21 protein-coding genes are annotated in these 20,355 nt (G+C 62.6%); 2 read left to right on the forward strand and 19 right to left on the reverse strand.

Features of this window, described 5'->3' with window-relative positions; translation table 11 throughout:
- Nucleotides 1–114: 114 nt before the first annotated feature.
- The 4 genes from HAV21_RS15100 to HAV21_RS15115 all read right to left on the reverse strand — a co-directional run bounded on the left by HAV21_RS15100 (nucleotide 115) and on the right by HAV21_RS15115 (nucleotide 2,382).
- Nucleotides 115–447 carry a hypothetical protein gene (locus HAV21_RS15100; protein ID WP_142937893.1) on the reverse strand — a complete coding sequence of 111 codons (333 nt, stop codon included), beginning with the start codon at nucleotides 445–447 and terminating at the stop codon, nucleotides 115–117.
- 89 nt (nucleotides 448–536) lie between these two features.
- Nucleotides 537–878, reverse strand: a complete 342-nt coding sequence (uraH, locus tag HAV21_RS15105; RefSeq protein WP_017199951.1) for a hydroxyisourate hydrolase — start codon at nucleotides 876–878, stop codon at nucleotides 537–539.
- Complete coding sequence (gene uraD, locus HAV21_RS15110; RefSeq protein ID WP_187697097.1) at nucleotides 875–1,384, reverse strand: 2-oxo-4-hydroxy-4-carboxy-5-ureidoimidazoline decarboxylase; 510 nt, start codon at nucleotides 1,382–1,384, stop codon at nucleotides 875–877. The genes uraH and uraD overlap by 4 nt, the downstream gene beginning before the upstream one ends.
- 155 nt (nucleotides 1,385–1,539) lie before the next feature.
- On the reverse strand, nucleotides 1,540–2,382 hold the full coding sequence (locus HAV21_RS15115; RefSeq protein WP_166842303.1) for a phosphatase PAP2 family protein: 843 nt from the start codon (nucleotides 2,380–2,382) through the stop codon (nucleotides 1,540–1,542).
- A 195-nt stretch (nucleotides 2,383–2,577) separates the two neighbouring features.
- Between HAV21_RS15115 and HAV21_RS15120 the strand changes: the two genes are divergently transcribed.
- Nucleotides 2,578–3,672, forward strand: coding sequence for an alanine--glyoxylate aminotransferase family protein (locus HAV21_RS15120; RefSeq protein ID WP_166842304.1), 1,095 nt, complete (start codon nucleotides 2,578–2,580; stop codon nucleotides 3,670–3,672).
- Nucleotides 3,673–3,733: 61 nt separating this feature from the next.
- Here HAV21_RS15120 and HAV21_RS15125 read toward each other — a convergent pair whose 3' ends face one another.
- The 14 genes from HAV21_RS15125 to HAV21_RS15190 all read right to left on the reverse strand — a co-directional run bounded on the left by HAV21_RS15125 (nucleotide 3,734) and on the right by HAV21_RS15190 (nucleotide 17,395).
- Nucleotides 3,734–4,006 carry a hypothetical protein gene (locus tag HAV21_RS15125; protein WP_166842305.1) on the reverse strand — a complete coding sequence of 91 codons (273 nt, stop codon included), beginning with the start codon at nucleotides 4,004–4,006 and terminating at the stop codon, nucleotides 3,734–3,736.
- 8 nt (nucleotides 4,007–4,014) lie between these two features.
- The gene (locus HAV21_RS15130) at nucleotides 4,015–5,100 is read right to left on the reverse strand and encodes a C2 family cysteine protease (protein WP_166842306.1); all 1,086 of its coding nucleotides are present in this window, start codon (nucleotides 5,098–5,100) and stop codon (nucleotides 4,015–4,017) included.
- A 1-nt stretch (nucleotide 5,101) separates the two neighbouring features.
- Nucleotides 5,102–5,713, reverse strand: coding sequence for a hypothetical protein (locus HAV21_RS15135; protein ID WP_347877660.1), 612 nt, complete (start codon nucleotides 5,711–5,713; stop codon nucleotides 5,102–5,104).
- Between the two features lie 112 nt (nucleotides 5,714–5,825).
- Nucleotides 5,826–6,245, reverse strand: coding sequence for an ATP-binding protein (locus HAV21_RS15140; protein WP_166842307.1), 420 nt, complete (start codon nucleotides 6,243–6,245; stop codon nucleotides 5,826–5,828).
- Complete coding sequence (locus HAV21_RS15145) at nucleotides 6,238–6,570, reverse strand: STAS domain-containing protein (RefSeq protein WP_142938005.1); 333 nt, start codon at nucleotides 6,568–6,570, stop codon at nucleotides 6,238–6,240. Before HAV21_RS15145 ends, HAV21_RS15140 begins: the two co-directional genes overlap by 8 nt.
- A complete protein-coding gene (locus HAV21_RS15150) occupies nucleotides 6,560–8,536 on the reverse strand; it encodes a glycosyltransferase family 2 protein (RefSeq protein ID WP_166842308.1) in 1,977 nt (658 codons plus the stop codon). The genes HAV21_RS15145 and HAV21_RS15150 overlap by 11 nt, the downstream gene beginning before the upstream one ends.
- A 19-nt stretch (nucleotides 8,537–8,555) precedes the next feature.
- On the reverse strand, nucleotides 8,556–9,674 hold the full coding sequence (locus HAV21_RS15155) for a SpoIIE family protein phosphatase (RefSeq protein WP_166842309.1): 1,119 nt from the start codon (nucleotides 9,672–9,674) through the stop codon (nucleotides 8,556–8,558).
- A 146-nt stretch (nucleotides 9,675–9,820) separates the two neighbouring features.
- Nucleotides 9,821–10,288, reverse strand: a complete 468-nt coding sequence (gene bcp / locus HAV21_RS15160; protein WP_166842310.1) for a thioredoxin-dependent thiol peroxidase — start codon at nucleotides 10,286–10,288, stop codon at nucleotides 9,821–9,823.
- Nucleotides 10,289–10,369: 81 nt separating this feature from the next.
- Nucleotides 10,370–11,206, reverse strand: a complete 837-nt coding sequence (locus tag HAV21_RS15165) for a winged helix-turn-helix domain-containing protein (protein WP_166842311.1) — start codon at nucleotides 11,204–11,206, stop codon at nucleotides 10,370–10,372.
- Between the two features lie 10 nt (nucleotides 11,207–11,216).
- A complete protein-coding gene (gene allB, locus HAV21_RS15170; RefSeq protein WP_166842312.1) occupies nucleotides 11,217–12,566 on the reverse strand; it encodes an allantoinase AllB in 1,350 nt (449 codons plus the stop codon).
- Complete coding sequence (locus tag HAV21_RS15175) at nucleotides 12,559–13,725, reverse strand: glycerate kinase (RefSeq protein WP_166842313.1); 1,167 nt, start codon at nucleotides 13,723–13,725, stop codon at nucleotides 12,559–12,561. The genes allB and HAV21_RS15175 overlap by 8 nt, the downstream gene beginning before the upstream one ends.
- A 37-nt stretch (nucleotides 13,726–13,762) precedes the next feature.
- The gene (gcl, locus tag HAV21_RS15180) at nucleotides 13,763–15,538 is read right to left on the reverse strand and encodes a glyoxylate carboligase (RefSeq protein ID WP_166842314.1); all 1,776 of its coding nucleotides are present in this window, start codon (nucleotides 15,536–15,538) and stop codon (nucleotides 13,763–13,765) included.
- Nucleotides 15,539–15,656: 118 nt separating this feature from the next.
- Nucleotides 15,657–16,535, reverse strand: a complete 879-nt coding sequence (locus tag HAV21_RS15185; protein ID WP_166842315.1) for a 2-hydroxy-3-oxopropionate reductase — start codon at nucleotides 16,533–16,535, stop codon at nucleotides 15,657–15,659.
- Nucleotides 16,536–16,591: 56 nt separating this feature from the next.
- Nucleotides 16,592–17,395: a TIM barrel protein gene (locus tag HAV21_RS15190; protein ID WP_166842316.1), complete on the reverse strand. Its 804-nt coding sequence runs from the start codon at nucleotides 17,393–17,395 to the stop codon at nucleotides 16,592–16,594.
- Nucleotides 17,396–18,320: 925 nt separating this feature from the next.
- On the opposite strand from HAV21_RS15190, the gene HAV21_RS15195 reads away from it, so the two are divergent.
- Complete coding sequence (locus HAV21_RS15195; protein ID WP_243753316.1) at nucleotides 18,321–18,896, forward strand: hypothetical protein; 576 nt, start codon at nucleotides 18,321–18,323, stop codon at nucleotides 18,894–18,896.
- 174 nt (nucleotides 18,897–19,070) lie between these two features.
- Here the strand turns inward: HAV21_RS15195 and HAV21_RS15200 are convergent, their stop codons facing one another.
- Nucleotides 19,071–20,162: a DUF4041 domain-containing protein gene (locus HAV21_RS15200; RefSeq protein WP_243753317.1), complete on the reverse strand. Its 1,092-nt coding sequence runs from the start codon at nucleotides 20,160–20,162 to the stop codon at nucleotides 19,071–19,073.
- Nucleotides 20,163–20,355: the final 193 nt, after the last annotated feature.

Consider the following 20,355-nt stretch of genomic DNA (forward strand, 5'->3'; position numbering starts at 1 on the left):
GGCGTGGTACGTTCCCCCGCGGGCTATGTGACCCCGCGAACTGGCGTGTTCCCAAGAAAATGCGGTGTGTCTCACATCCGACGAGCCTCCGAAGAGGCGGGTCAAGCGCCTGACTCAGCGGCCGTCGTCGTGCTCTGGCCCTTCATCCGGAACCGAGTCCGGAACGGGCTCAACCACGGCGCGCTGGGTGCGCTTGACGCTAATGCGGTCCAGGATCAAGGCGAGAATCGAGAAGAGGATGACGCCGCCGCCCGCGCAGACGATCAGGAAGAAGCCGAACACTGTGCCGGCGTCGAAAGCGGGATCGGCCTGGCGGCCATAGGCGATAATTGCGGCCACGATCGCACCAACCACGGCCCCCAAAATCATGAAGGGTACAAACTTGGGTGCCCGGCGAACCGTGATCTCGCGTCGGGCGGAGTTGGGGGTGGTGTCCTCTGAAGCCATGCCTTCAAGCGTACCGTTCCGCGTTTGTGTACCGATAATGCCCCTAAGGAGACTCCTTAGGGGCATTATCTGTACACAAACTCCTGGGGTTAGCTGCCGCGGTATGTGGAGAACGCGAACGGGCTCAGCAGCAGGGGCACGTGGTAGTGCTCGCCGGCGTCGGAGACTGTGAAGTTCAAGTCCACTTCCGGGAAGAATGTTTCCGTGCCCAGGCCTTCGTAGTAAGCACCCGTGGCGAAGTTCAGGCGGTAGGCGCCGCCCGGAATCCGTTCCGGGCCGAGCGTTTTGATGCGGCCGTCGGCGTCGGTTTCGCCCTTCGCCACCAGGGTCCAGTCGTCACCTTCGCGGACGTAGAGTACGACGGCGACACCCGCCGCCGGGCGTCCGGAACCGGTGTCGAGAATATGGGTCGTTACTTGTGAAACGCTCATGCCTTGGCTCCTTCGCTGATCAGTCCGGAGAGGCGCAGCAGTGCGATCTCCCGCAACTGGCCAGCCACGATCGTGTCTTCTTCTTCAGGGGTGTGGGTGATGCGTTCCTGCAGGGTGCTGAGGATTTCCTCGGCGCTGCGACCGGCAGCACGAATCAGGAAGACCCTGCCGAACTTCTCCTCGTACGCCCGGTTGCCCTCGGCGAGTGCGGCTGTTGTGTGATTGTCGCCGGGATCAACTCCTGCCTGCTCCGAACGCGACATGGCCGCCTCGGTGGTCTGGGCTTTGGGGCGTTCGCCGATTCGGGGGTGGTGCGCCATGGCGGACTCCACCTCGGCCGCTGTGAATGGCTCGGCGGCACGCTGGGCCTGCCCCAGCAGTTCGTCGACGCTGGGGTAGGGGCGCGCGTCCACGATGGTCTCCACCCAACGGCTGATATCCAGGCAGGGGGTGAGGGTCCTGATGGCCTGGTCCCGGTCAACACTGTTGAATACTGCAAGCTCCATGCTTGTGTCATCCTCATGCAAAATGCTGGCATCCATGGTGTGGGCTATGCGGAACCCCTGCTGGTGCAGGAGGAAGCCCGTGCTTCAAGCTTCCGCATCATGGAACTGTTATTTCAGCATACGTAATTCAGTTAAGCCGAGTTGGCGGGTCGGTGTCAAGAGGCTACAGCGCTGTGACGCCGAGTTCGCGCTGTGAGGTAGAGGCGATGCGCCGTGATGACCAGTGCCAGCCAAGCGATGCCAATAGCCCACGCCGCCAAGACATCCGTCAGCCAGTGGTGGCCCAGGTAAACCCGACTCAGGCCCATGGTGAAGGCGAACACCGACGCGACCAGCACGGTGATAACCCTCGCTTTGGTGGTCTTGAGCCTCAGGATGATCAAGTAAGCCACGATTCCGGCAATCACAATCGAGTTGAGCGAATGGCCGCTGGGGAATGATGCCGAGTGCTCGTAGGGTGGAATTGCGTCGACGATGTCCGGGCGGCTGCGGCCGAAGATGGGCTTGCCCAGGAGGGTGATGACCAGAGAACCCAGCCCCGCTGCGAGCATCAGGATCACAGGAGTCCACGACCTCCGTTTGGTGGCGAGGAATATCATGATGCCCACGGCGATGAGGGGCATGCCTACCGTTCCGCCAATGTTCGTATATGCCGTGGCAGCCACGTCCAAGGCGGGGGAGCGCACGCTCTTGGCTGCTGCCAGCACGGGATCATCCAGCCCGGCAACGCCGTCCGCCTCCGTCACGGACTCATAGACCTCACCAAACACCAATGCCAGGGACAAGGCAACGGCAAGTCCAGCAACAAGGGTGATGATCAGTGCTGCGTAGGGGCCCAGCAGGGAGGTGACCTTCTCAGCGCCTCCGGCCAATATCCGTCCAGCAGGGGATTTCCAGCGCGTCAGGTCCTGGCCGGCGACGAACCGGTCCTGGCTGACTTCGCCCGTGACGCCTTGCTCGGGCGCCTCGTTTCCTCCGGCTTTTCCTTCAGTCGTCACTCTCGTCCCCTATCCGTGGCGGCCTCAGTATTGGTGAGTAACCTTAGCAGTTAGGCCTTGGAGGATCGGTTATAGCCCTCTCCCAGAACGTTGCGAGGCCCACTCTGCGCGCTATGGGGGCGTTTTAGCGTGCAGAGCGGGCCCCGCAACGTTGGGTGGGGCAGAATGACCTCAAGCAACTGAAGGAGTTCGCACATGCCCGAGATTCTGACGTCCAGGTTCCTGTTTGGTCCCGGCCCGAGCAATTGCTACCCCGAAGCCATTGCCGCCCTGGCCTACCCCGTGCTGGGCCACCTCGATCCCGTGTTCATCGAGCGGCTGGACCGCACCTGCGAGGGCCTCCGCACCGTCTGGGGTACGGCCAACGCGCGGACGCTTCCGTTGAGCGCCACCGGTTCCGGCGGCATGGAAGCGGCCTTCGTGAACACAGTGTCCGACGGCGACGTGGCAGTGATCGCTGTCAACGGACTTTTTGGGGTGCGGATGTGCGAAGTTGCGCGACGCTGTGGGGCCACAGTGGTCCGGGTTGATCACGAATGGGGTCAGCCCGTGGATGCCGAGCGGGTTCTCTCGGCGCACCCTAACCCAAAGGTGATCGCTGCCGTCCATGCCGAGACGTCGGTGGGGGTGCTCTCCGACATCGCCGCATTGGGTGCCGGCAAAGGGGATGCCCTGCTGATCACCGACGCCGTCACCTCCATCGGCGGTTTGGAGCTCCGGGCAGACGACTGGGGGATCGACGTCGGATATGCCGGCACCCAGAAGTGCCTCGGTGTGCCGCCGGGCTTGTCTCCCTTCACGGTGTCTGACCTTGCTTTCGACCGTCGCATCAAGGACCCGCGCTCCTGGTACTTGGACATTGGGCTGCTCGGCGGGTACGTCGGCGCGGCCAGCGGCGCACGGACCTACCACCACACCGCGCCGGTCACCATGATCGCGGGCCTCGAAGCCGCGCTGGACCGCATCCTCGCCGAGGGGCTGGATGTTGTCCAGGCCCGGCACCGGGCGGCTGGTACTGCTTTGCAGGATGGGCTGCAGGACATGGGGCTGGAACTGTTCGCCGCCGAGGGTTCCCGGTTGCCGAGCCTCACCACCGTCAAAGTGCCCGACGGCGTCAACTCGGCCGCCGTCCGCGCTTACCTTTTAGAGAACTTCAGTATGGAAATCGGCTCGGGTGTGGGGGAGTTCGCGGACACTGTGTGGCGCATCGGCATGATGGGCCCGAACGCCAACAGCGCCTCCGTGACCCTGGTGCTCGGCGCGCTGAAAGAGGCCCTCGCCAAAGCCTGATCCTCTCTCACATCCCGGGCGTTTAACCGGATCGCTCTCTCACCCCGTCCGGCGCCGACGCTCAATCGGTGACGTTACCGGCGTCGTACGTTAAGGTCGCCGATGCGGCGGTGGTTCCTTCCGCGGGTTGGATCGACGTGACCGTCAGCAGGCCAGCACCCGGAAGGGTGACCGACTGGCCCTCCCGGAAGGCCTGCTTGCGTTGCTGTTCGGCGGTCCGGATCCAGAATTGGATAGCGGGAGCACCATCAGCTACCCCGATCTTGACTACTCCCACTTTGACGCCGTCGAAGGTGGGCTGCATGCCTTGCTTGACTGTTACCAGCTGTTCCACGGCCATCCTTACTTCACGTCCACGGAGTATACGGAGTCAAAGTTTTCCTTGTACTCGTCCTCGGTCAGTTCCAGCGTGCCGGACTTGAGGTCGTCGTCGCCTTCCATGTAACCGCCGGAGGGGCCCCACGGGTTGGCCAGGACGATGACTTTCTCACCGTCGTCGTTGGTTTTCACATCAACCACAACGTACGCATGGTTGGGCACGACGTCGGTTCGGTTGACTTCGTCGGACTCCCAGACCCAGTCGAAGTCGTCGTCCTTGACGTCCTCGGTGCCAACTGAGATGGCCTGGCCGTCCGCGAGTTTGTCCTCAATGTCATCGAAGTTCAGCTCTTCGTCCTTGTCGGCGGACTGTCCGGTCATCAACTCCATGGCTTCGTTGCTGAAGCCGCCGTCGATGTCGTCATAGGACCCGCCGCGGTGCTCGGCTGCCGCGCGTTCGTAGATGGAGAGCCAGTTGGGTTCGCCGTCGGCGCCGCGGACTCCGCCGTCAACCGACTTGGCCTCCACAGTGACCTCCACGGGTTCGCCGTCCTCGTAGAGGGTGACCACCCAGTGTGTGGGCGGGTCGCCCACTGGACGCATGTGTTCTTCGAGGAATTCGTCGAGTTTGCCTTCGCGCTCCAGCACCTGGGCCACCGAACCGATTCCTGCCAACAGCCAGCAGTCGCCAATCTGTCCTTGATTGATATCGCTGGGGTCCCCCGCATCAGGGTCATTGCGCACATCGCCGGGCACATCGACGTCGGGTTTGTCCGGGTCCAGCGGGCCGGGGTCGCCGGGAGGGTTCGAATCTCCCCGCCCGGAGTGATCCGCACCAGAGGACCCCGAGCTGGATTTGTCCTGCTCGTCGGCGTTGCGCGTCAGTTCAGTGGCTTGATTCTGCAACTCGCTGGAGATTTTCCTCAGCATGGGACGGTGCTCGGAGTCCCAAGCGGTGCGGAACATCACGGCGTCGCGACCATCCCACGGCGCGTTGCTGATGAGGTTGCCCAGTTCCATGGACAGCGAGGTCATCCGTTCGGACTGCCTCGACATCGTTTTGGCGAGTGCCCGCAATTGGGCAATATCAGCACCGTAGAATCCCGCCATTTTATCTGTCCCCCTGAGGAATTTCGTTGGAATCGCAGTTCTCGGACTGAACCGGAACCGATATTCGCAGGTACGCCGGGCTCTTGGATTCGATGGTCACCGTGGCCCCGGAGCCATTCGTGCTGCGCGTGACCACCCAGCCGCCCGGGACTGGATCTGTGCCGTCGAAGGCAGGGAATCCGTGCTTTTCCAGGACGGGATCGGCTGCGGCGAAGACGTCCTCAAAGTTCTTGGAGGGCTCCACGATGTCTGCGCTGCTTTTCATGCTTCGCGGCGAGAGCATGCACCTGCCGTCTTGGGTGCGGCTCATCCTTGCCGGATCATCCACGGTCCAGGTGATGGCCGGCATCTTCGCTTCCAAGGCTGCAATGAGGTCAGCGGTCAGTGCGTTGTACCTGGCGGCGCTTTCGGCCACGGGCGCGGGCTCCACAGTTACGGCCGGAGCGTTGCTGGGTTCCCGTTTTGGGTCGTTAGGGGTGTTGCTGCAGCCAGCAGTAACGGTCACCACCGCCAGGGCAGCAACCAGCGCCCAAGGTTTGCAGTGAATGCGGCGGTTCATTTCTTCCCCGGTTTCAATAAGTGCTCGACGGCGGATCTCACCGAATGCTGTCACGCTGCGTTGCGCTTGGCTATGGGTAGAACAACCCGTTGCCCTTCAGGGGTCGGCTCAAGCGGGTGGGATGTGAGAGAGGGTTCGGCTCAAGCGGGTGGGATGTGAGAGAGGGTCAGGTGTTGCGGGTCAGGATCCAGGTGTTGGTGCCGTCCTGGCGTTCGAAGGTCACTGTGGTCACCAAGGCTTCGATGAGCGCCAACCCGCGCCCGGACTCCGCCTCCGCATCCGGCATGGACGCCTGCATGTCATCCGCGAAGGGCTCCCGGGCGTTGTGGGCGCTGACCCGGGCAATCAGCCGGGAGGGCTGGACGCTGATGTCGACGTCGATCTCCACGGGCTTCTCTGCCACCGGCTCCGCATGCTGCACGATGTTCGCAGCGGCCTCGATCACGGCCGTAGCGAACGTCATCCGGTCCATGTCCGGCACGAAGGAGGCGTCGTCCCAGAGGGCGTCCAGCTCGTTGTGTATGGCATCGATAGCCTCCTCATTGGACGGCCCGTGGAAGCCCCGGCGGGCAATGACTTCAGTCATCGCCGAACGCCTCCTCGGCTGAAGGGTAGGCCGTGAGTACCCTGTCCATGTTGGTCAGTTCCAGGACCATCTTGACCTGTGGCTGAACGCCGGCGATCCGGAGGTCCCCGCCGGCTTGTCGGGCGGCTTTGAGGCAGCCGATCAGGGCGCCGAGCCCGGAGGAATCCATGAAGTCGGTCTCGGCCAGGTTCACCACAACACGGCTGGACCCACCGGCCACAACCTCGTTCACTACTTCGCGCAGCTTGGGCGCAGCAACCATGTTCAGCCGGCCCACGCTCTTCACCTCCGCGTAGGAGTCTTTGACCTCGTAGCTAAACTGCATCTGCATTCCTCTCCTCGGGGCGCTCCGGCCCAACATCTTCAGGCTCAAAACCCTTGTACAAAACTGCCTTGACCAGAACGCTCAGGACCACAAGGTCGAACGCAACCCATGCCACGTTTACCAGTGTGCCCAAGGGCTCGGACATTCCGGCAAGAAGCCGGATAAGGCCAACTACCAGCGCTATGGCAAGCAGCACCGCCACAATTATCTGGGGACGGATGAGGCTCCAACTGGGTCCACCGCTCTGGCGGGCCTTGGGGGTGACCGCGAACCCGAGGGGACGTCCGAACCAAACGTTCCGTGCCGCCGTCGTGCAGGCCTTGATCCATGTGGGAAACAGCGCGAGGCTGTACTGCTGCCCGCGCCAAGTGGGAATCCCGTGCCCGGCCACAAGGAACAAGAGTTGGTTGACCACCATGAACGGGATGAAGCGGATGAAGAAGTCGTAGCTGAGGCTGCTCACCGGGAGGATGCCGAGCGTCAGGTAGATGATGGGCGCGGCGAAATACACCACGGCCGCGAATCCGCTCAGGTAGCTCCACATGGTGGAGAAGTACATCAGCCTCTGGCCCCACGTGAGCCGGCGTTGCACCAGCGGATTCTCGCGGAGCAGCACCTGCATGGTGCCTTGGGCCCAACGGAGGCGCTGGGTGAGCATGGTTTTGAGGTCCTCGGGCGCCAGGCCGTTGGCCAGGATTTCGTGGTGGTACACGCTCTTCCACCCCAGGCCGTGCAGGCGCATGGCGGTGGCCATGTCCTCCGTGACTGAGATGGTGGCCAGCGGCATGATCGGCTGGGCTTCGTCGGTGCGTTCCACTGAGATGGCGTCAAGGACGGCGTGTACGGATTCGAGCGCACCCAAGGGGGACCAGTCGCGTCCGGACATGCGGTCGACGGCGTCACTCGCCACGGTGGTCACACCGGACTCGCCCACGTGGGCCAGTTCCATGGCCGCGATCTCTTCGAGGTCGGATTGGAGTGCGGAGAAGTCGGCGGCCACGAGGGTGCGCACAGCGTCATCCACTTGGCGGCGGACCCGGTAGGTGATTTCGCTGAGGGATGCCCCGGCTTCGAGTTCTTTCTGGGCGGATTCCGTAGCAGCCTCAACCTCGTTGAGCATCTGCTCCACCAACGGGTTCTCCGCCTCGGGCGACCGCCGGGCCTTCTTGATGGCGGTCCGGGATGCAGCGAGGGCACGCCGGATACTCTTCTCCGTGGCTTTGACGTAGCCCACCAGGCCCAGTTGCATGAGGGCTTCACGGCGGAGGATCGCGTTGGAGCCGCAGAAGAACGCGGCGTTCCACCCGTCCTTGCCCTGCTGGATGGGTCCGTAGAACAGGGGTGCCTGGCTGCCCAGGGGATCGTCGGCGGGGACGTTGATGAAGTATTGCGGGGTCTGGACCAGTGCCACTTTGTCGTCGTTGAAGTAGCCCAGCGTCTTGTCCAGGATGTCCGGCTCGGGGATCTGGTCGGCGTCGAGGATCAACAGGTACTCGCCCGAGGTGAGCATCAGCGCGTTGTTCAGGTTGCCCGCCTTGGCGTGCCGCGGCATGTCCGGGGTCCAATCGGCGGTTCGCGTCACGTAACCGATCCCGTTCGACTCGGCGAGTTCGCGCATCTCCGGGCGGTTGCCGTCGTCGAGAATCCAGGTGCTGTGGGGCCAGCGAATGTCCTTGGCGGCCAGGGCGGTGGTCATCACCAGGTCAAGGGGCTCGTTGTAGGTGGTGATGAAAACGTCCACTGTGGCAGTCTCGGGGGCCGGAGGCGGTGGCTTGCGGAACTTGATGTTCCACACCGTCAGGCCGAACAGCATCACGTCGATCAGGCTGTATGTCTCGGCCAGCACCAGCGGGACCGCGATCCACCACGCGTCCCAGTTCAGCGAGGCCATCCAGCGCCACGCAACATAGTTGACGCCCAAAATGACTGTGAGAAGAACGATCAGCCGAGTCCAGAAACGTGTCACAAATCCCCCCTTTTGTTCTCTACAGTTCTGCGTGTGGTTTTCGGCGTACGACGACGGCAGTTACGTCATCTTCAGCGGTTGACGCCGGTGCCAACTCCAGCAGGGCGGCGCACACGTCGTCCGACGTAGGCCCGGTGCGCGCCACTTTCTCCACGTTCCGTTGGAACTCCTCCAGGGAATCGTGTGCGTCCAGCACTCCATCGCTGACGATCACCAAGGAATCGCCCGGCTCCAGTTGCAGCTCCGAAGCCGGCCACAGTTGGTCGTCCAGGATCCCCACAGGCGGACCCGCAGAAACCAAGCGGCGAGCCGCCCCCTCAACAGGAACGTGCAGCGCGAGGCCGTGACCGGCGTCGATGTAGCTCATTGTCCCGCTGGCGCTGTCCAGCCGCGCGTGGAACATGGTGACGAAGGACCCCGACTGGTCCAAGTCAGAAGTGATGGTGGCGCTGGCTGAGCCAAACGCGGCGTCAATGGCCGGGGTGTCAGCTACCGAGCGCATCACTGCACGGACCGTTGCTGCGATGAGGGCGGCTCCCATTCCTTTGCCCATGGCGTCGGCGAAGGTGAGGTGCATGCCGTCGCGGGTCTGGTACCAGTCGTAGAAGTCCCCGCCCACGCTGCGCGAAGGGCGGAAGGCGCCTGCGACGTCGTAGCCCTTGAGACGGACCGTTTCGCGCGGCAAGAGGCTCTGCTGCACCACCGCTGCGCGGGCGAGCTCGTCCGTTTGGCGCTGGTCCTCGGCGGGTGCGGCAGGCGTGCGGGCCCGGCGGAACAAGGCGCGGATACGGGCCTGGAGTTCCTTGGGGCTGAAAGGCTTGTTGATGTAGTCGTCGGCGCCTGTGTCCAGGCCGTTGAGCCGGTCAATCTCATCGGCACGGGCCGTGAGCATCAGGATGTATGCGTCCGAGAATTCGCGGAGTCGGCGGCAGACTTCCATGCCATCGATGTCCGGAAGGTTGATGTCCAGCGTCACCAATTCGGCGTTGGTTCTGCGGACAGCCTCGACGCCGGAGAGACCGTCAGGTGCCTCTGTCACCACGAAGTCGAGCTGCTCCAGGACGAGAACAAGAAGTCCGCGAATGTCAGCGTCGTCTTCGACAACGACAGCGTGGCGCACGGGCGTGGGAGAGACCATGGCTCCATTAACTAATGCTGCTGGGTATTTGTCACGTTTAGTCACGACACATGAAACGCCCGCTCACAAAAGTGGGCGGGCGTTACACGATTTGTGCAGTTATGTGAGAGAGGGATTCGCTCAAGCACGCGGGATGTGAGAGAGGGTTAGACGCCCAGCTCTTCCTTGAGCGCCTGGACGTGGCCCTGGGCGGCAACCTGGTACTGGGTGAGCTTCACGGTGCCTTCGCCGTCCACCACGACGGTGGAGCGGACCAGGCCTTCGTGGATTTCGCCGTCAACCAGCTTCTCGCCCCAGGCGCCATATGCCAGGGCAACCTTGTGGTCTTCGTCGGAGAGCAGCGGGAAGGTCAGCGCAAAGTCACCCGTGAACTTGGACAGTGCCTCCGGGGCGTCGGGGGAGATCCCGATGACGTCGTAGCCTTTGCCCTGCAGGCTGGCGAGGTTGTCGCGGAAATCGCAAGCTTCGGTGGTGCAACCGGGGGTGGCTGCCTTCGGGTAGAAGTACACAATGACGTTGCGTCCGCGGTAATCGGACAGCGAGACCTTAGTGCCGTCGGCGTCGAGAAGCGCGAAATCAGGTGCTTGCGTTCCGACGAGGAGTTTCTGGGTCATGGCGATCCTTTACGTTTCACCGGCAAACAGCCGGCATTCATCATTCAAAAAACGGATTGTCTACAGGACAGAACAGCGAACTTAGATGCTGTATTCCGCAGGTCCGCGCACTGTGGCATAGGGGCCTGGCACGAACTGGTAGCCGCCACCACGGACGGTGGCGACGGTGTGTCGGGCGGAGCCGAGCTTCCGCCGCACCCTTCCAACATAAACGTCGATCGAGCGAAATGCCGCGCCGGGGAGGTCAAATGACTCCAGGAAGCGTTGCAATTCTTCACGTGAAATGGCGCGCGAGCAGTTCACCACCAGGTAGCGGAGCAGCTTGTATTCCATGCCAGTAAAGGCAACCGGCTCGCCGTCCAGCAGCACTACTTCAGCGGCGAGGTCTACCGCAAGTTGGCTGCGGCGGCTCGCCAACGTTACGGGCTCGACGGCGGTGCTGCCGCCCGTTTCGGTCTGACCCCCTCTTCCGGTTTCGGTGCGTCCCCCTCTTCCGGACAAATCACCCTCGCGTGCGCTGGTGAATTGTCCGGATGAGGAGGAATTTCCGGCAGCGCGGGCGTCCGAACGGGCGTCCGCGAGGGCATCGGCGAGTGACAGCGAATCGTTGGTACCGGCGTCGGCGGCTTCCTGCGGAGTGCCGCCCCAGGAAGTGTCGCCGACGCCGGAGTGCTCTGCCCCGGTGGCGGGCCAGATGCGGACTTCCGCCTCCGGGGCAAGTTTCATGGCACGGGCCAGCACAAGGCGTGCCGCCCGTTCCCAAACTTCAGGATCGATCTCGTCGCCCTCGGCCGGGTTGACCCAAAGGGCCAGGCCGTGCGCGGCCATGCCGCGCGCGTTCACGCCAGGCCGCCGCGCGGAGGAGCCGCGTGCTGCGGGTCCTCGCGACGGCGGTGGCCCGTAGGCATTGACTGCCATGACGGTTGACCTAAACGTTGCCGCGGCGGAGCAGCTTGCCGCCGGGGTTCTGGCCGTCAATGGGGGTGCCGCGCAGGTAAGTCTTGCGGACGACGCCGGCCAGGGGACGGCCGTCGTACGGCGTGATCGGGTTCTTGTGCTTGAGCTTGGTGACGTCGACAACGAAGGCTTCGTCCGGGGCGAAGATGGAGAAGTCGGCGTCGTAGCCCAGTGCGAGCTGGCCCTTGTTGTGCAGGCGGGCCAAGGCAGCGGGCTTCTCAGCCATCCAGGAGACCACCTGTTCCAGCGGGATGCCGCGGTGGCGCGCTTCGGTCCAGATCAGGGACAGGCCAAGCTGCAGCGAGGAAACGCCGCCCCATGCAACAGCGAAGTCGCCGTTCTCCAGGTCCTTCAGGTCCAGTGTGGAGGGGGAGTGGTCCGAGACGATGCAGTCGATGGTGCCGTCCTGCAGGCCCTTCCAGAGGAGCTCGCGGTTGGAGGCCTCGCGGATGGGCGGGCAGCACTTGTACGCCGTGGCGCCGTCGGGGATTTCTTCGGCCATGAGCGTCAGGTAGTGCGGGCACGTCTCAACGGTGAGGTTGACGCCGTCGCGCTTGGCTGAGGCGATCATGGGCAGCGCGTCCGAGGAGGAGAGGTGCAGGATGTGGGCGCGGGCGCCGGTCCAGCGTGCGCGTTCGATGACCTCGGCGATTGCCTTGTTCTCGGCACCGCGGGGGCGGGAAGCGAGGAAGGTTTCGTAGTGGTCGCCGCCGGGGTGCGGGGCGCGGTCAATAGCGTGGGAGTCCTCGGCGTGCACGATCATGAGGGAGTCGAAGGACTTGAGCTCAGCCATGTCCTCTTCCATCTCGTCTGCATCGAGGTGGGGGAACTCGTCCACGCCGGAGTGCAGGAGGAAGCACTTGAAGCCGAAGACGCCTTCGTCGTGCAGCGGGCGGAGGTCGGCCTTGTTGCCCGGGATGGCACCGCCCCAGAATCCGACGTCCACGAATGCCTGGTCCTTGGCGACCACGCGCTTCTGCTCCAGGCCGTCCACGGTGGTGGTGGGCGGGATGCTGTTCAGCGGCATGTCGATGATGGTGGTCACGCCACCGGCAGCTGCGGCACGCGTGGCGGAGGCGAAGCCTTCCCACTCGGTGCGGCCGGGCTCGTTGACGTGGACGTGGGTGTCCACCAATCCGGGGAGGAGCGTTTCGTCGTCTGCGAGTTCGATGACCTCGTTGCCGGTCAGGCCGTTGCCGAGGGGTTCGATCGCGACGATGACGCCATCGCGGATGCCAACTTCGCGGGCTGCGATGCCTGCGGTGGTGAGGATGCGCTGGCCCCGGATAACGAGGTCATAGGCGCCGATTGCTTCAGACATTGAGGTACTCCTTGTTTTCGGTCCGTTCCGCCAGGTACACGCCTATGTGCTTACCTAATTGTTCAAGCAACGGACCTGCTTCTGCGATACATTTTTGGACATCTTTTTCCAGATCGGTCAGTGCGTGGACCGTGTGGAAGCCGGCATCCGTGAGTTGTTCCCGGCTCAGGGTACTCCGGCCGCACACTGCGATCACGGGAACCCCGTTCCTCTGCGCCGCGCGGGAGACGCCCATGGGGGTCTTGCCGAGCAGGCTTTGCTCGTCCAGGCTGCCTTCTCCGGTGATCACCAGATCGGCGCCCTTCAGGCGTTCTTCCAGCTCCGTGAATTCAAGCACGACGTCGATGCCCGGCCGCCGCTCTGCCTTCAGTGCCGCGATGGCAATGTAGCCAACGCCGCCTGCCGCTCCAGCGCCTTCTGCCTTGGCAGCGAACTTGGCCTGTTGTCCGGTGGTGGCTGCGAGGACGTCAACGAAGTGGCTCAGTGCCGCATCCAGCGAGGTGACGTCGTCCGGCGTCGCGCCCTTCTGCGGACCGAAGATGGCTGGGGCTCCGCTGGCCCCCAAAAGGGGATTGTCGACGTCGGACGCCAACACGAACTCCGTTGCTTCGACGCGGACGTCGAAGTTGGAGAAGTCGATGGTCTCGATTTCGGCGAGAGTTGCACCGCCGCCCGGAAGCTCGTTGCCGTTCCCGTCCAGGAAGACGGCGCCGAGGCCCTGCAGGACTCCTGCGCCGGCGTCGGTGTTGGCGCTGCCGCCGACACCCAGGATGATCTTGCGGCAGCCGAGGTCCAGCGCGGCGCGGATGAGTTCACCCGTGCCGATGCTGGTTGCGGTTTTGGCCGTCTGGGACGTGGGGCCGTCCGGGAGGAGGGCGAGACCGGAAGCCGCCGCCATTTCGATGACAGCTTCCTGATCCCGCACCGCGAAGTCGGCCTTCACTGGCTCGCCGAGCGGGCCAGTGACGGTGGTGGTCCGGCGGGTGAAGCCGGAGCCGATGGCGGCGTCGATGGTTCCTTCGCCGCCGTCGGCCACCGGAATGCGTGTTGCTTCAATGCCTTGGCCGAACCCCGCCAGCAGTCCTGTTGCCAGGTGCTTGGCGACGTCGGGCGCGGACAGTGAGCCCTTGAATTTGTCCGGGGCGATGACAACACGCATTCCGGTGCCTCCTTACTGTTGTTGTGCCGGCAGACGCTTACGCTTTGGTCAGGATCGCGGTGGGTGCGTCCGCCGCGGTCTCTGCCAACTCTTCGAACTCGTTCACGCCGTTGATCTCAACGCCCATGGAGATGTTGGTGATCTTTTCCAGGATCACTTCAACAACCACGGGAACCTTGAACTCGCCCATCAGTGCCTTGGCCTTATCGAAAGCGGCAGGCAGATCGTTCGGGTCCTCAACGCGGATGGCCTTGACGCCCAAGCCCTCGGCAACCTTGATGTGGTCCACGCCGTAGCCGTTGGTCTCCGGGCTGTTGATGTTCTCGAAGGCCAGGGAAACGTTCTGTTCCATGTTGAAGCCGCGCTGGCTCTGACGGATCAGGCCCAGGTAGCTGTTGTTCACCACAACGTGGATGTACGGCAGGTTGAACTGTGCGCCTACGGCCAGTTCCTCGATCATGAACTGGAAGTCGTAGTCACCGGACAGTGCAACAACGGTGGCGTCCGGGGTTCCACGAACAACGCCCAAGGCTGCGGGAGCGGTCCAACCCAGCGGGCCTGCCTGGCCTGCGTTGATCCACTTGCGGGCACCGAACACGTGCAGCATCTGGGCGCCGGCGATCTGCGACAGGCCAATGGTGGACACGTAGGTGGTGTCGCGGCCGAAGGCCTTGTTCATCTCCTGGTACACGCGCTGCGGCTTAATCGGCACGTTGTCGAAGTTGGTCTTGCGGTGCAGGGAGCCCTTACGCTCCTGGCACTCGGCAACCCAACCCGAGTAGTCCGGCAGGGTGTTGGCAGCCTGGCGTTCGCGAGCCAGCTCCAACAGACCGTCCAGCGCCGCACCGGCGTCGGACGCAATGCCCAAGTCCGGCGAGAAAACGCGACCGATCTGCGTCGGCTCAATGTCGATGTGCACGAACTTACGGCCGGCCGTGTAGGTGTCCAGGCCGCCGGTGTGACGATTGGCCCAACGGTTGCCGATGCCGATCACGAAGTCGCTCTGCAGGAACGTCTCGTTGCCGTAGCGGTGCGAGGTCTGCAGGCCAACCATGCCAGCCATCAGCTGGTGGTCGTCCGGGATGGCGCCCCAGCCCATCAGGGTGGGGATCACCGGAACGTTCAGGATCTCGGCCAGCTCAACCAGCTGGGCCGAAGCACCTGCGTTGATGATGCCGCCACCGGCAACGATCAGCGGGTGCTGGGATGCGGTCAGCAGGTCCAGTGCCTTTTCCAGCTGCTTGCGGGAAGCCTTGGGCTTCTCAATGGGCAGGGGCTCGTAGGCGTCGATGTCGAACTCGATCTCGGCCATCTGAACATCGATGGGCAGGTCCAGCAGGACCGGGCCCGGACGACCCGAACGCATCAGCTGGAAGGCCTTCTGGAACGCACCGGGAACCTGGCCCGGCTCCAGGATGGTCATGGCGAACTTGGTCAACGGCTTGGCGATGGACTCGATGTCCACAGCCTGGAAGTCTTCCTTGTGCAGCTTGGCTACCGGAGCCTGGCCGGTGATGCAAAGCATGGGGATGGAATCAGCCTGGGCCGCGTACAGCCCGGTGATCATGTCCGTGCCAGCAGGGCCCGACGTGCCGATGCAGATGCCGATGTTGCCATCAGCTGCGCGGCTGTAGCCGTCGGCCATGTGGCTGGCGCCTTCAACGTGGCGGGCCAGCGTGTGGCGGATGCCGCCGTGGGCACGCATTGCTGAGTAGAAGGGGTTGATCGCTGCGCCGGGCAGACCGAAAGCTTCGGTTGCGCCTTCCTTTTCCAGGATGGCTACGGCCGCATCAACGGTGCGCATCTTTGCCATGGTGTACTCCTTGAAGTCTATTTTTGGGTGTGCTGAAGCGAGTTTGTGTACAGATAACGCCCTTTAGAAGGTGTTTTCCGGGCGTTATCTGTACACAAACTCTTAGGTGCTTAGTGCCTTACTTCCGGCCGCTGAGCTGGAGGACCTGCTTGAAGAGGCCCGAGTGGTCGAGGCCGCCGTCGCCCTGGTTGACGGTTGCGGCGACGAGCTGGGCGACAACTGCGCCGAGCGGGACAGCGACGTTGGCTTCGCGGGCTGCGGAGGTGACGATGCCGAGGTCCTTGTGGTGGAGGGCCAAGCGGAAGCCGGGGTCGAAGTTGCGGTCGAGCATCTTCTGACCCTTCTGGTCGAGGACCTTGGAGCCGGCCAAGCCGCCGCCCAGGACCTTCAGTGCTGCGTCGGTGTCTACGCCGTAGGCCTCGAGGAAGGCGATGGCCTCGCCGAGGACCTGAATGTTGACGGCTACGATCAGCTGGTTTGCTGCCTTGACGGTCTGGCCGGAGCCGGACGGGCCGACGTGGACGATGGTCTTGCCCACTGCGTTGAGGACATCCTGTGCTGCCTCGAAGTCTGCTGCTTCGCCGCCGACCATGATGGACAGGACGGCGTCGATGGCGCCCTGCTCGCCACCGGATACGGGAGCGTCGAGCGGGCGGATGCCGGCTGCTACTGCGTCTTCGGAGAGGCGCTTGGCGACGTCCGGGCGGATGCTGGATGCGTCGATCCAGAGGGTGCCCTTCTTCGCGTTGGCGAAGACGCCGTCCTTGCCGCTAACAACACCCTCAACATCGGGGGAGTCCGGGACCATGGTGATGACGACGTCGGCGTCCTTGACGGCGTCAGCGATGCTCGTGGCACCCTGGCCGCCTTCGGAGACGAGCTTGTCGATCTTGTCCTGGCTGCGGTTGAATCCGGTGACCGTGTGGCCGGCCTTGACGAGGTTGATGGCCATGGGGAGGCCCATGATTCCGAGTCCGATGACTGCAACGTTGCTCATTGTGGTTCGCTTTCTGAAAGTCTATTTAGCTCAGGTGTGCTTGTTGAGCTGGGTGCTTAGTTGGCGTTGGCGCGCTGGCGGATGGCCCAGCTAAATGCCGTCTCCTGCGGTTCCTTGTATTCCAAACCGATGTAGCCCTCGTAGCCGAGTTCGCGGCTGCGGGCGATCCATTCGCCGAGGGGGAGCGTGCCGGTTCCGGGAGCGCCGCGGCCGGGGTTGTCGGCGATCTGGATGTGGCCGAAGTCCTTGGCGTGGTTCTCGATGACAGATTCGACGTCGTCGCCGTTGACTGCCAGGTGGTAGAAGTCGGCGAGGAGTTTGATGTTCTGAGCGCCGGATTCTGCCTTGACGCGGGCGATGACCTTGAGTGCGTCTTCGGCGGTGAGGAGCGGGTACTTGGGTGCGCCGCTGACCGGTTCGAGGAGGACGGTGCCGCCGATGCGGGCGACGCCTTCTGCTGCTGCGGCGAGGTTCTTTGCCGCGAGTTCGTCCTGCTCTTCAGGGGTGAACTCGTCCTGGCGGTTGCCGTAGAGGGCGTTGAAGGCCTTGCAACCGAGGCGCTCACCGATGCCGGCTACGACGTCGATGTTGTCCTTGAACTCCGAGCAACGTCCCTTCCAGGAAACCAGGCCGCGGTCGCCGCCGGGCATGTTGCCGGCGTTGAAGTTCAAGCCCGTGAGCTGAACGCCGGCGTCCTTGATGGCTGTTTCAAACTCGGTTACTTGCGCGTCGGTGGGGACGGAGGTTTCGAAGGGCCACCAGAACTCGACGGCGTCAAAACCGGCTGCCTTCGCGGCGGCGGGGCGCTCGAGCAAGGGCAGCTCCGTCAGGAGGATGGAGCAGTTCACTGTGTACGTCATCGTAGGTCCTTCCGAGGAGGGGCTTTGATCTATCTTCCTCTGTGCTTCGACTGGGCCTTGGTGCTTGGCCTCAGTTTCCGCTTTGTGGAATTTAGATTCTGCTTTATGAAAAGTTTAGGGAAGGTGGGGATGGGAGTCAAGGGGGTGGGTGGGCAGGTGGGGGTTTGGGATACCAAGTGTGGCCTAGCTGAGGTGTGTCGCCGCTTTGCATGGCGGGTCGTTGCTCCAGTCGTGCAAAATACCTTCGCGGGATTTCAGGCCGACGATCAGGGAGGGAAAGCGCTGATTAGCCTTACTTCCTGCGTGCCTGGGTGGTCCGTAGGATTGCCATCGTGTCAGAAGAACTTCAGCCGTCCCGCCACGTCCGCTGGGCGTCGGAGACATCGTCGTTGGTCCGAATGATCTCGTCGGTGAGTGGGTGGGGGCCCAAGTCACGAGTATCGATCCAAGTTGGAAAAAGGTGGGTGTCCTTAACCTGGATTGGTCAGGTCCGGAGCCATCATCAACCGATGACTTGGACGTCATTGAGCCTCTTGTACTGACGCACAATTCGTGGAATGGCCGATTGTCCTACGTCAATTGCGACTAGGTGCTTCCTCGAAGCTTTCGCGTCTTTGGCAGTCTGCCGCTGATTCACGACCAACCGTCGAATAGCTACACCAACAGCTGGAGAGTGGGTTATCAGCTGGCCCGGCAACGCGCTTGGGACAGGGGCGAACGTGAGTGGAACGAACCAGGGGAACTTGTAATGACCCCCGCAGACCTGGACTGTGCCCTCGCCGAGGGAGCGCCCGTTCAAAATGATGTGCGCAGCCTGAAGGCAACTGGGTTGTCCGAAGTGGACTGTCTTCGGATAGCGTCTACGTTTCCCAACCTGAAGAGACTGACTCTCGGAGGCAATCTCGGACAGGTCACAAACGCTGGAATGCTTAACAGGCTCGGCCGGCTCCAGGACCTCTTCATCTCCGACCTGTTCGGCATAACGAAGGCCGAATGCTTGCTTCCTATCGAAGTTCCCAACCTCGAGTACCTCTACCTAGACAGCGTCCCTCATGAATTCGCCTCTGCGATGCGGAGTCGGTGGCGGTCTGAGGCGGCCAACGGCACAAGTGTCAGCATCACCAAGGCACGCAAGCCTGAATGGGTTCAAGAGAATCTTGAAAACCCGCTTCGTGACTGGGACGGACGCGAGCACATTAGTTCTGGTCGGTTCAAGAAAGCTGTGGCGCAATTCAAGAAAACACGAAGCGAGGTGCTCGCAGCGCTCTCAGGGGAGTCCGACGAGTCCACCGTGGGACGATTGGAGGACGTTGGGCGTGATTACGCCAGCGCCTTCAATCGCCTCGACGGACGGTCCCCATTCATTGAGACAGAGGAGCGCGGGGAATTGTTCGATGCGCTCGACAAGGTCATGGCTGAGTCTGAATTGGAGTTGGGTCGTTCCCTCGCGGCCGAGCGGCTGGCCCTTTTGTCGGGAGTAGAGGCCGCACGGGACTGGTGAGCCTTGCCTTGCCCCGGGGATCGGCCTACGATGCACTTCGTCAAGAAGCTCGAACCGCCAGCCCTGTTCAAGGTCCGTCGCGCTGGTCCATCTGCTGAGGTGCCCCGGCTTTTACACGACAGATGCGTCGTTATAGGCCCTTTGAAAGTGCTGCGCTGGCCATAGGGATAGCACTCAGCTCTGTTCGGTGAGTTGGTTATTGCCTCGCTGGGGCCAGTAACCGACAGACTGGAAGTATTCGGTTGAGTCGGCATGTTCTGTGAATTCGAGCAGGTTGCCGATCTTATGCTCCAGGACATCGCGTACCTCGGCTGGTGTAGCGAAGAAGAACTCTTTTCGGAGATTGGACTGGTTCAGGGCGCGGGCGGCGAAGTGTTTGTGGAGTTCGTTCTCAAGAGTGACGGCATCTTCGGAGAAGTACAGGGTGTGGATGTCGAATCGGAAGGGGACGGATGCACCACTGAGTTCGGCTACGCGTTGTTCTGGCTCCAGCCTGCGTGTGAGACCGATCTTCACGACCCCCTCGCCGAAGGCTCCTCGGTTTGAGATCACGTAGATGTACCCGGCCCTAATATTGGCCGCACGGAAGTCGTTCTGGGCGATGGCCTCGTCGACTTCTCTAAGACGCTGTTCAAGTTCTTCGTCGTGTTGGCCGGAGGCGCCGAGGGCAGCAAGGGCATTGAGGAGGTGTGAACGTTCTTTGTCCAGTCGAGAGCGTTCCTCGGCGAGTTCCCTTTCGACGCGTTGTTCTTCGCGTAGGCGGGCGCGCTCTTCACGTTGCGCTTCTTTTTCTTCCTGCTTCTTCATCAGCCAGTCGGCTGTAAGCTCAATCTCTTCGAGTCGGAGGTCATGGAATTCATCGCTGATGTACATTTCCATTAGTGCGCCCAGCTTGGCGATGGCCACTCGTGACGCTTCCAGACGCCGTTTGGCGGTTATGACGTTGCCGAGTTTGAGTGACCTGATGCTGCTGTCTGCTTCGGCGTTGTATGCCCTGAGCATGAGCTTTGCCAAGTCCTCGGTCATCCGTCTGCCCTTGGCCAAGGAGTTGTCAAAGGTGAACATGTTGGACTTGATGATGGCGCCACCGGCCCGTACCAGGTCGGCGATGCGTGTTTCGATCTCACTTAGCCGGTCACGGTAGGAGGCTGCGTTCTCGAGTGGGTGATGGTAGCGGTAGATGCCGACCTCTTGAAGTACCAGTCCGTCGTTGAGTTCAACATACGACGCTGCGGCAGTCGGGGTCTGTTCAAGACGTTGCTTCAAGAGGCTGTTTTCTGCCTCGAGGAACTCGATCCTGGCTGATTCTGAAGACTGACCGCCGGAGGTGCTAACGACCGGTTGGTCTTGCCTGTCGACCGCCGCTGGCGGCGTTTGAGTTAGGTCATCCCCGTCAGTGTTGGCGGGTAGCCATAATTGCCAGCCCTCGGGTGGGGCCGGCCATGTTGGATCGGGCGTC

Origin of the sequence: Paenarthrobacter sp. MSM-2-10-13, from assembly GCF_011605365.1 — a bacterium.
Classification (GTDB): domain Bacteria; phylum Actinomycetota; class Actinomycetes; order Actinomycetales; family Micrococcaceae; genus Arthrobacter.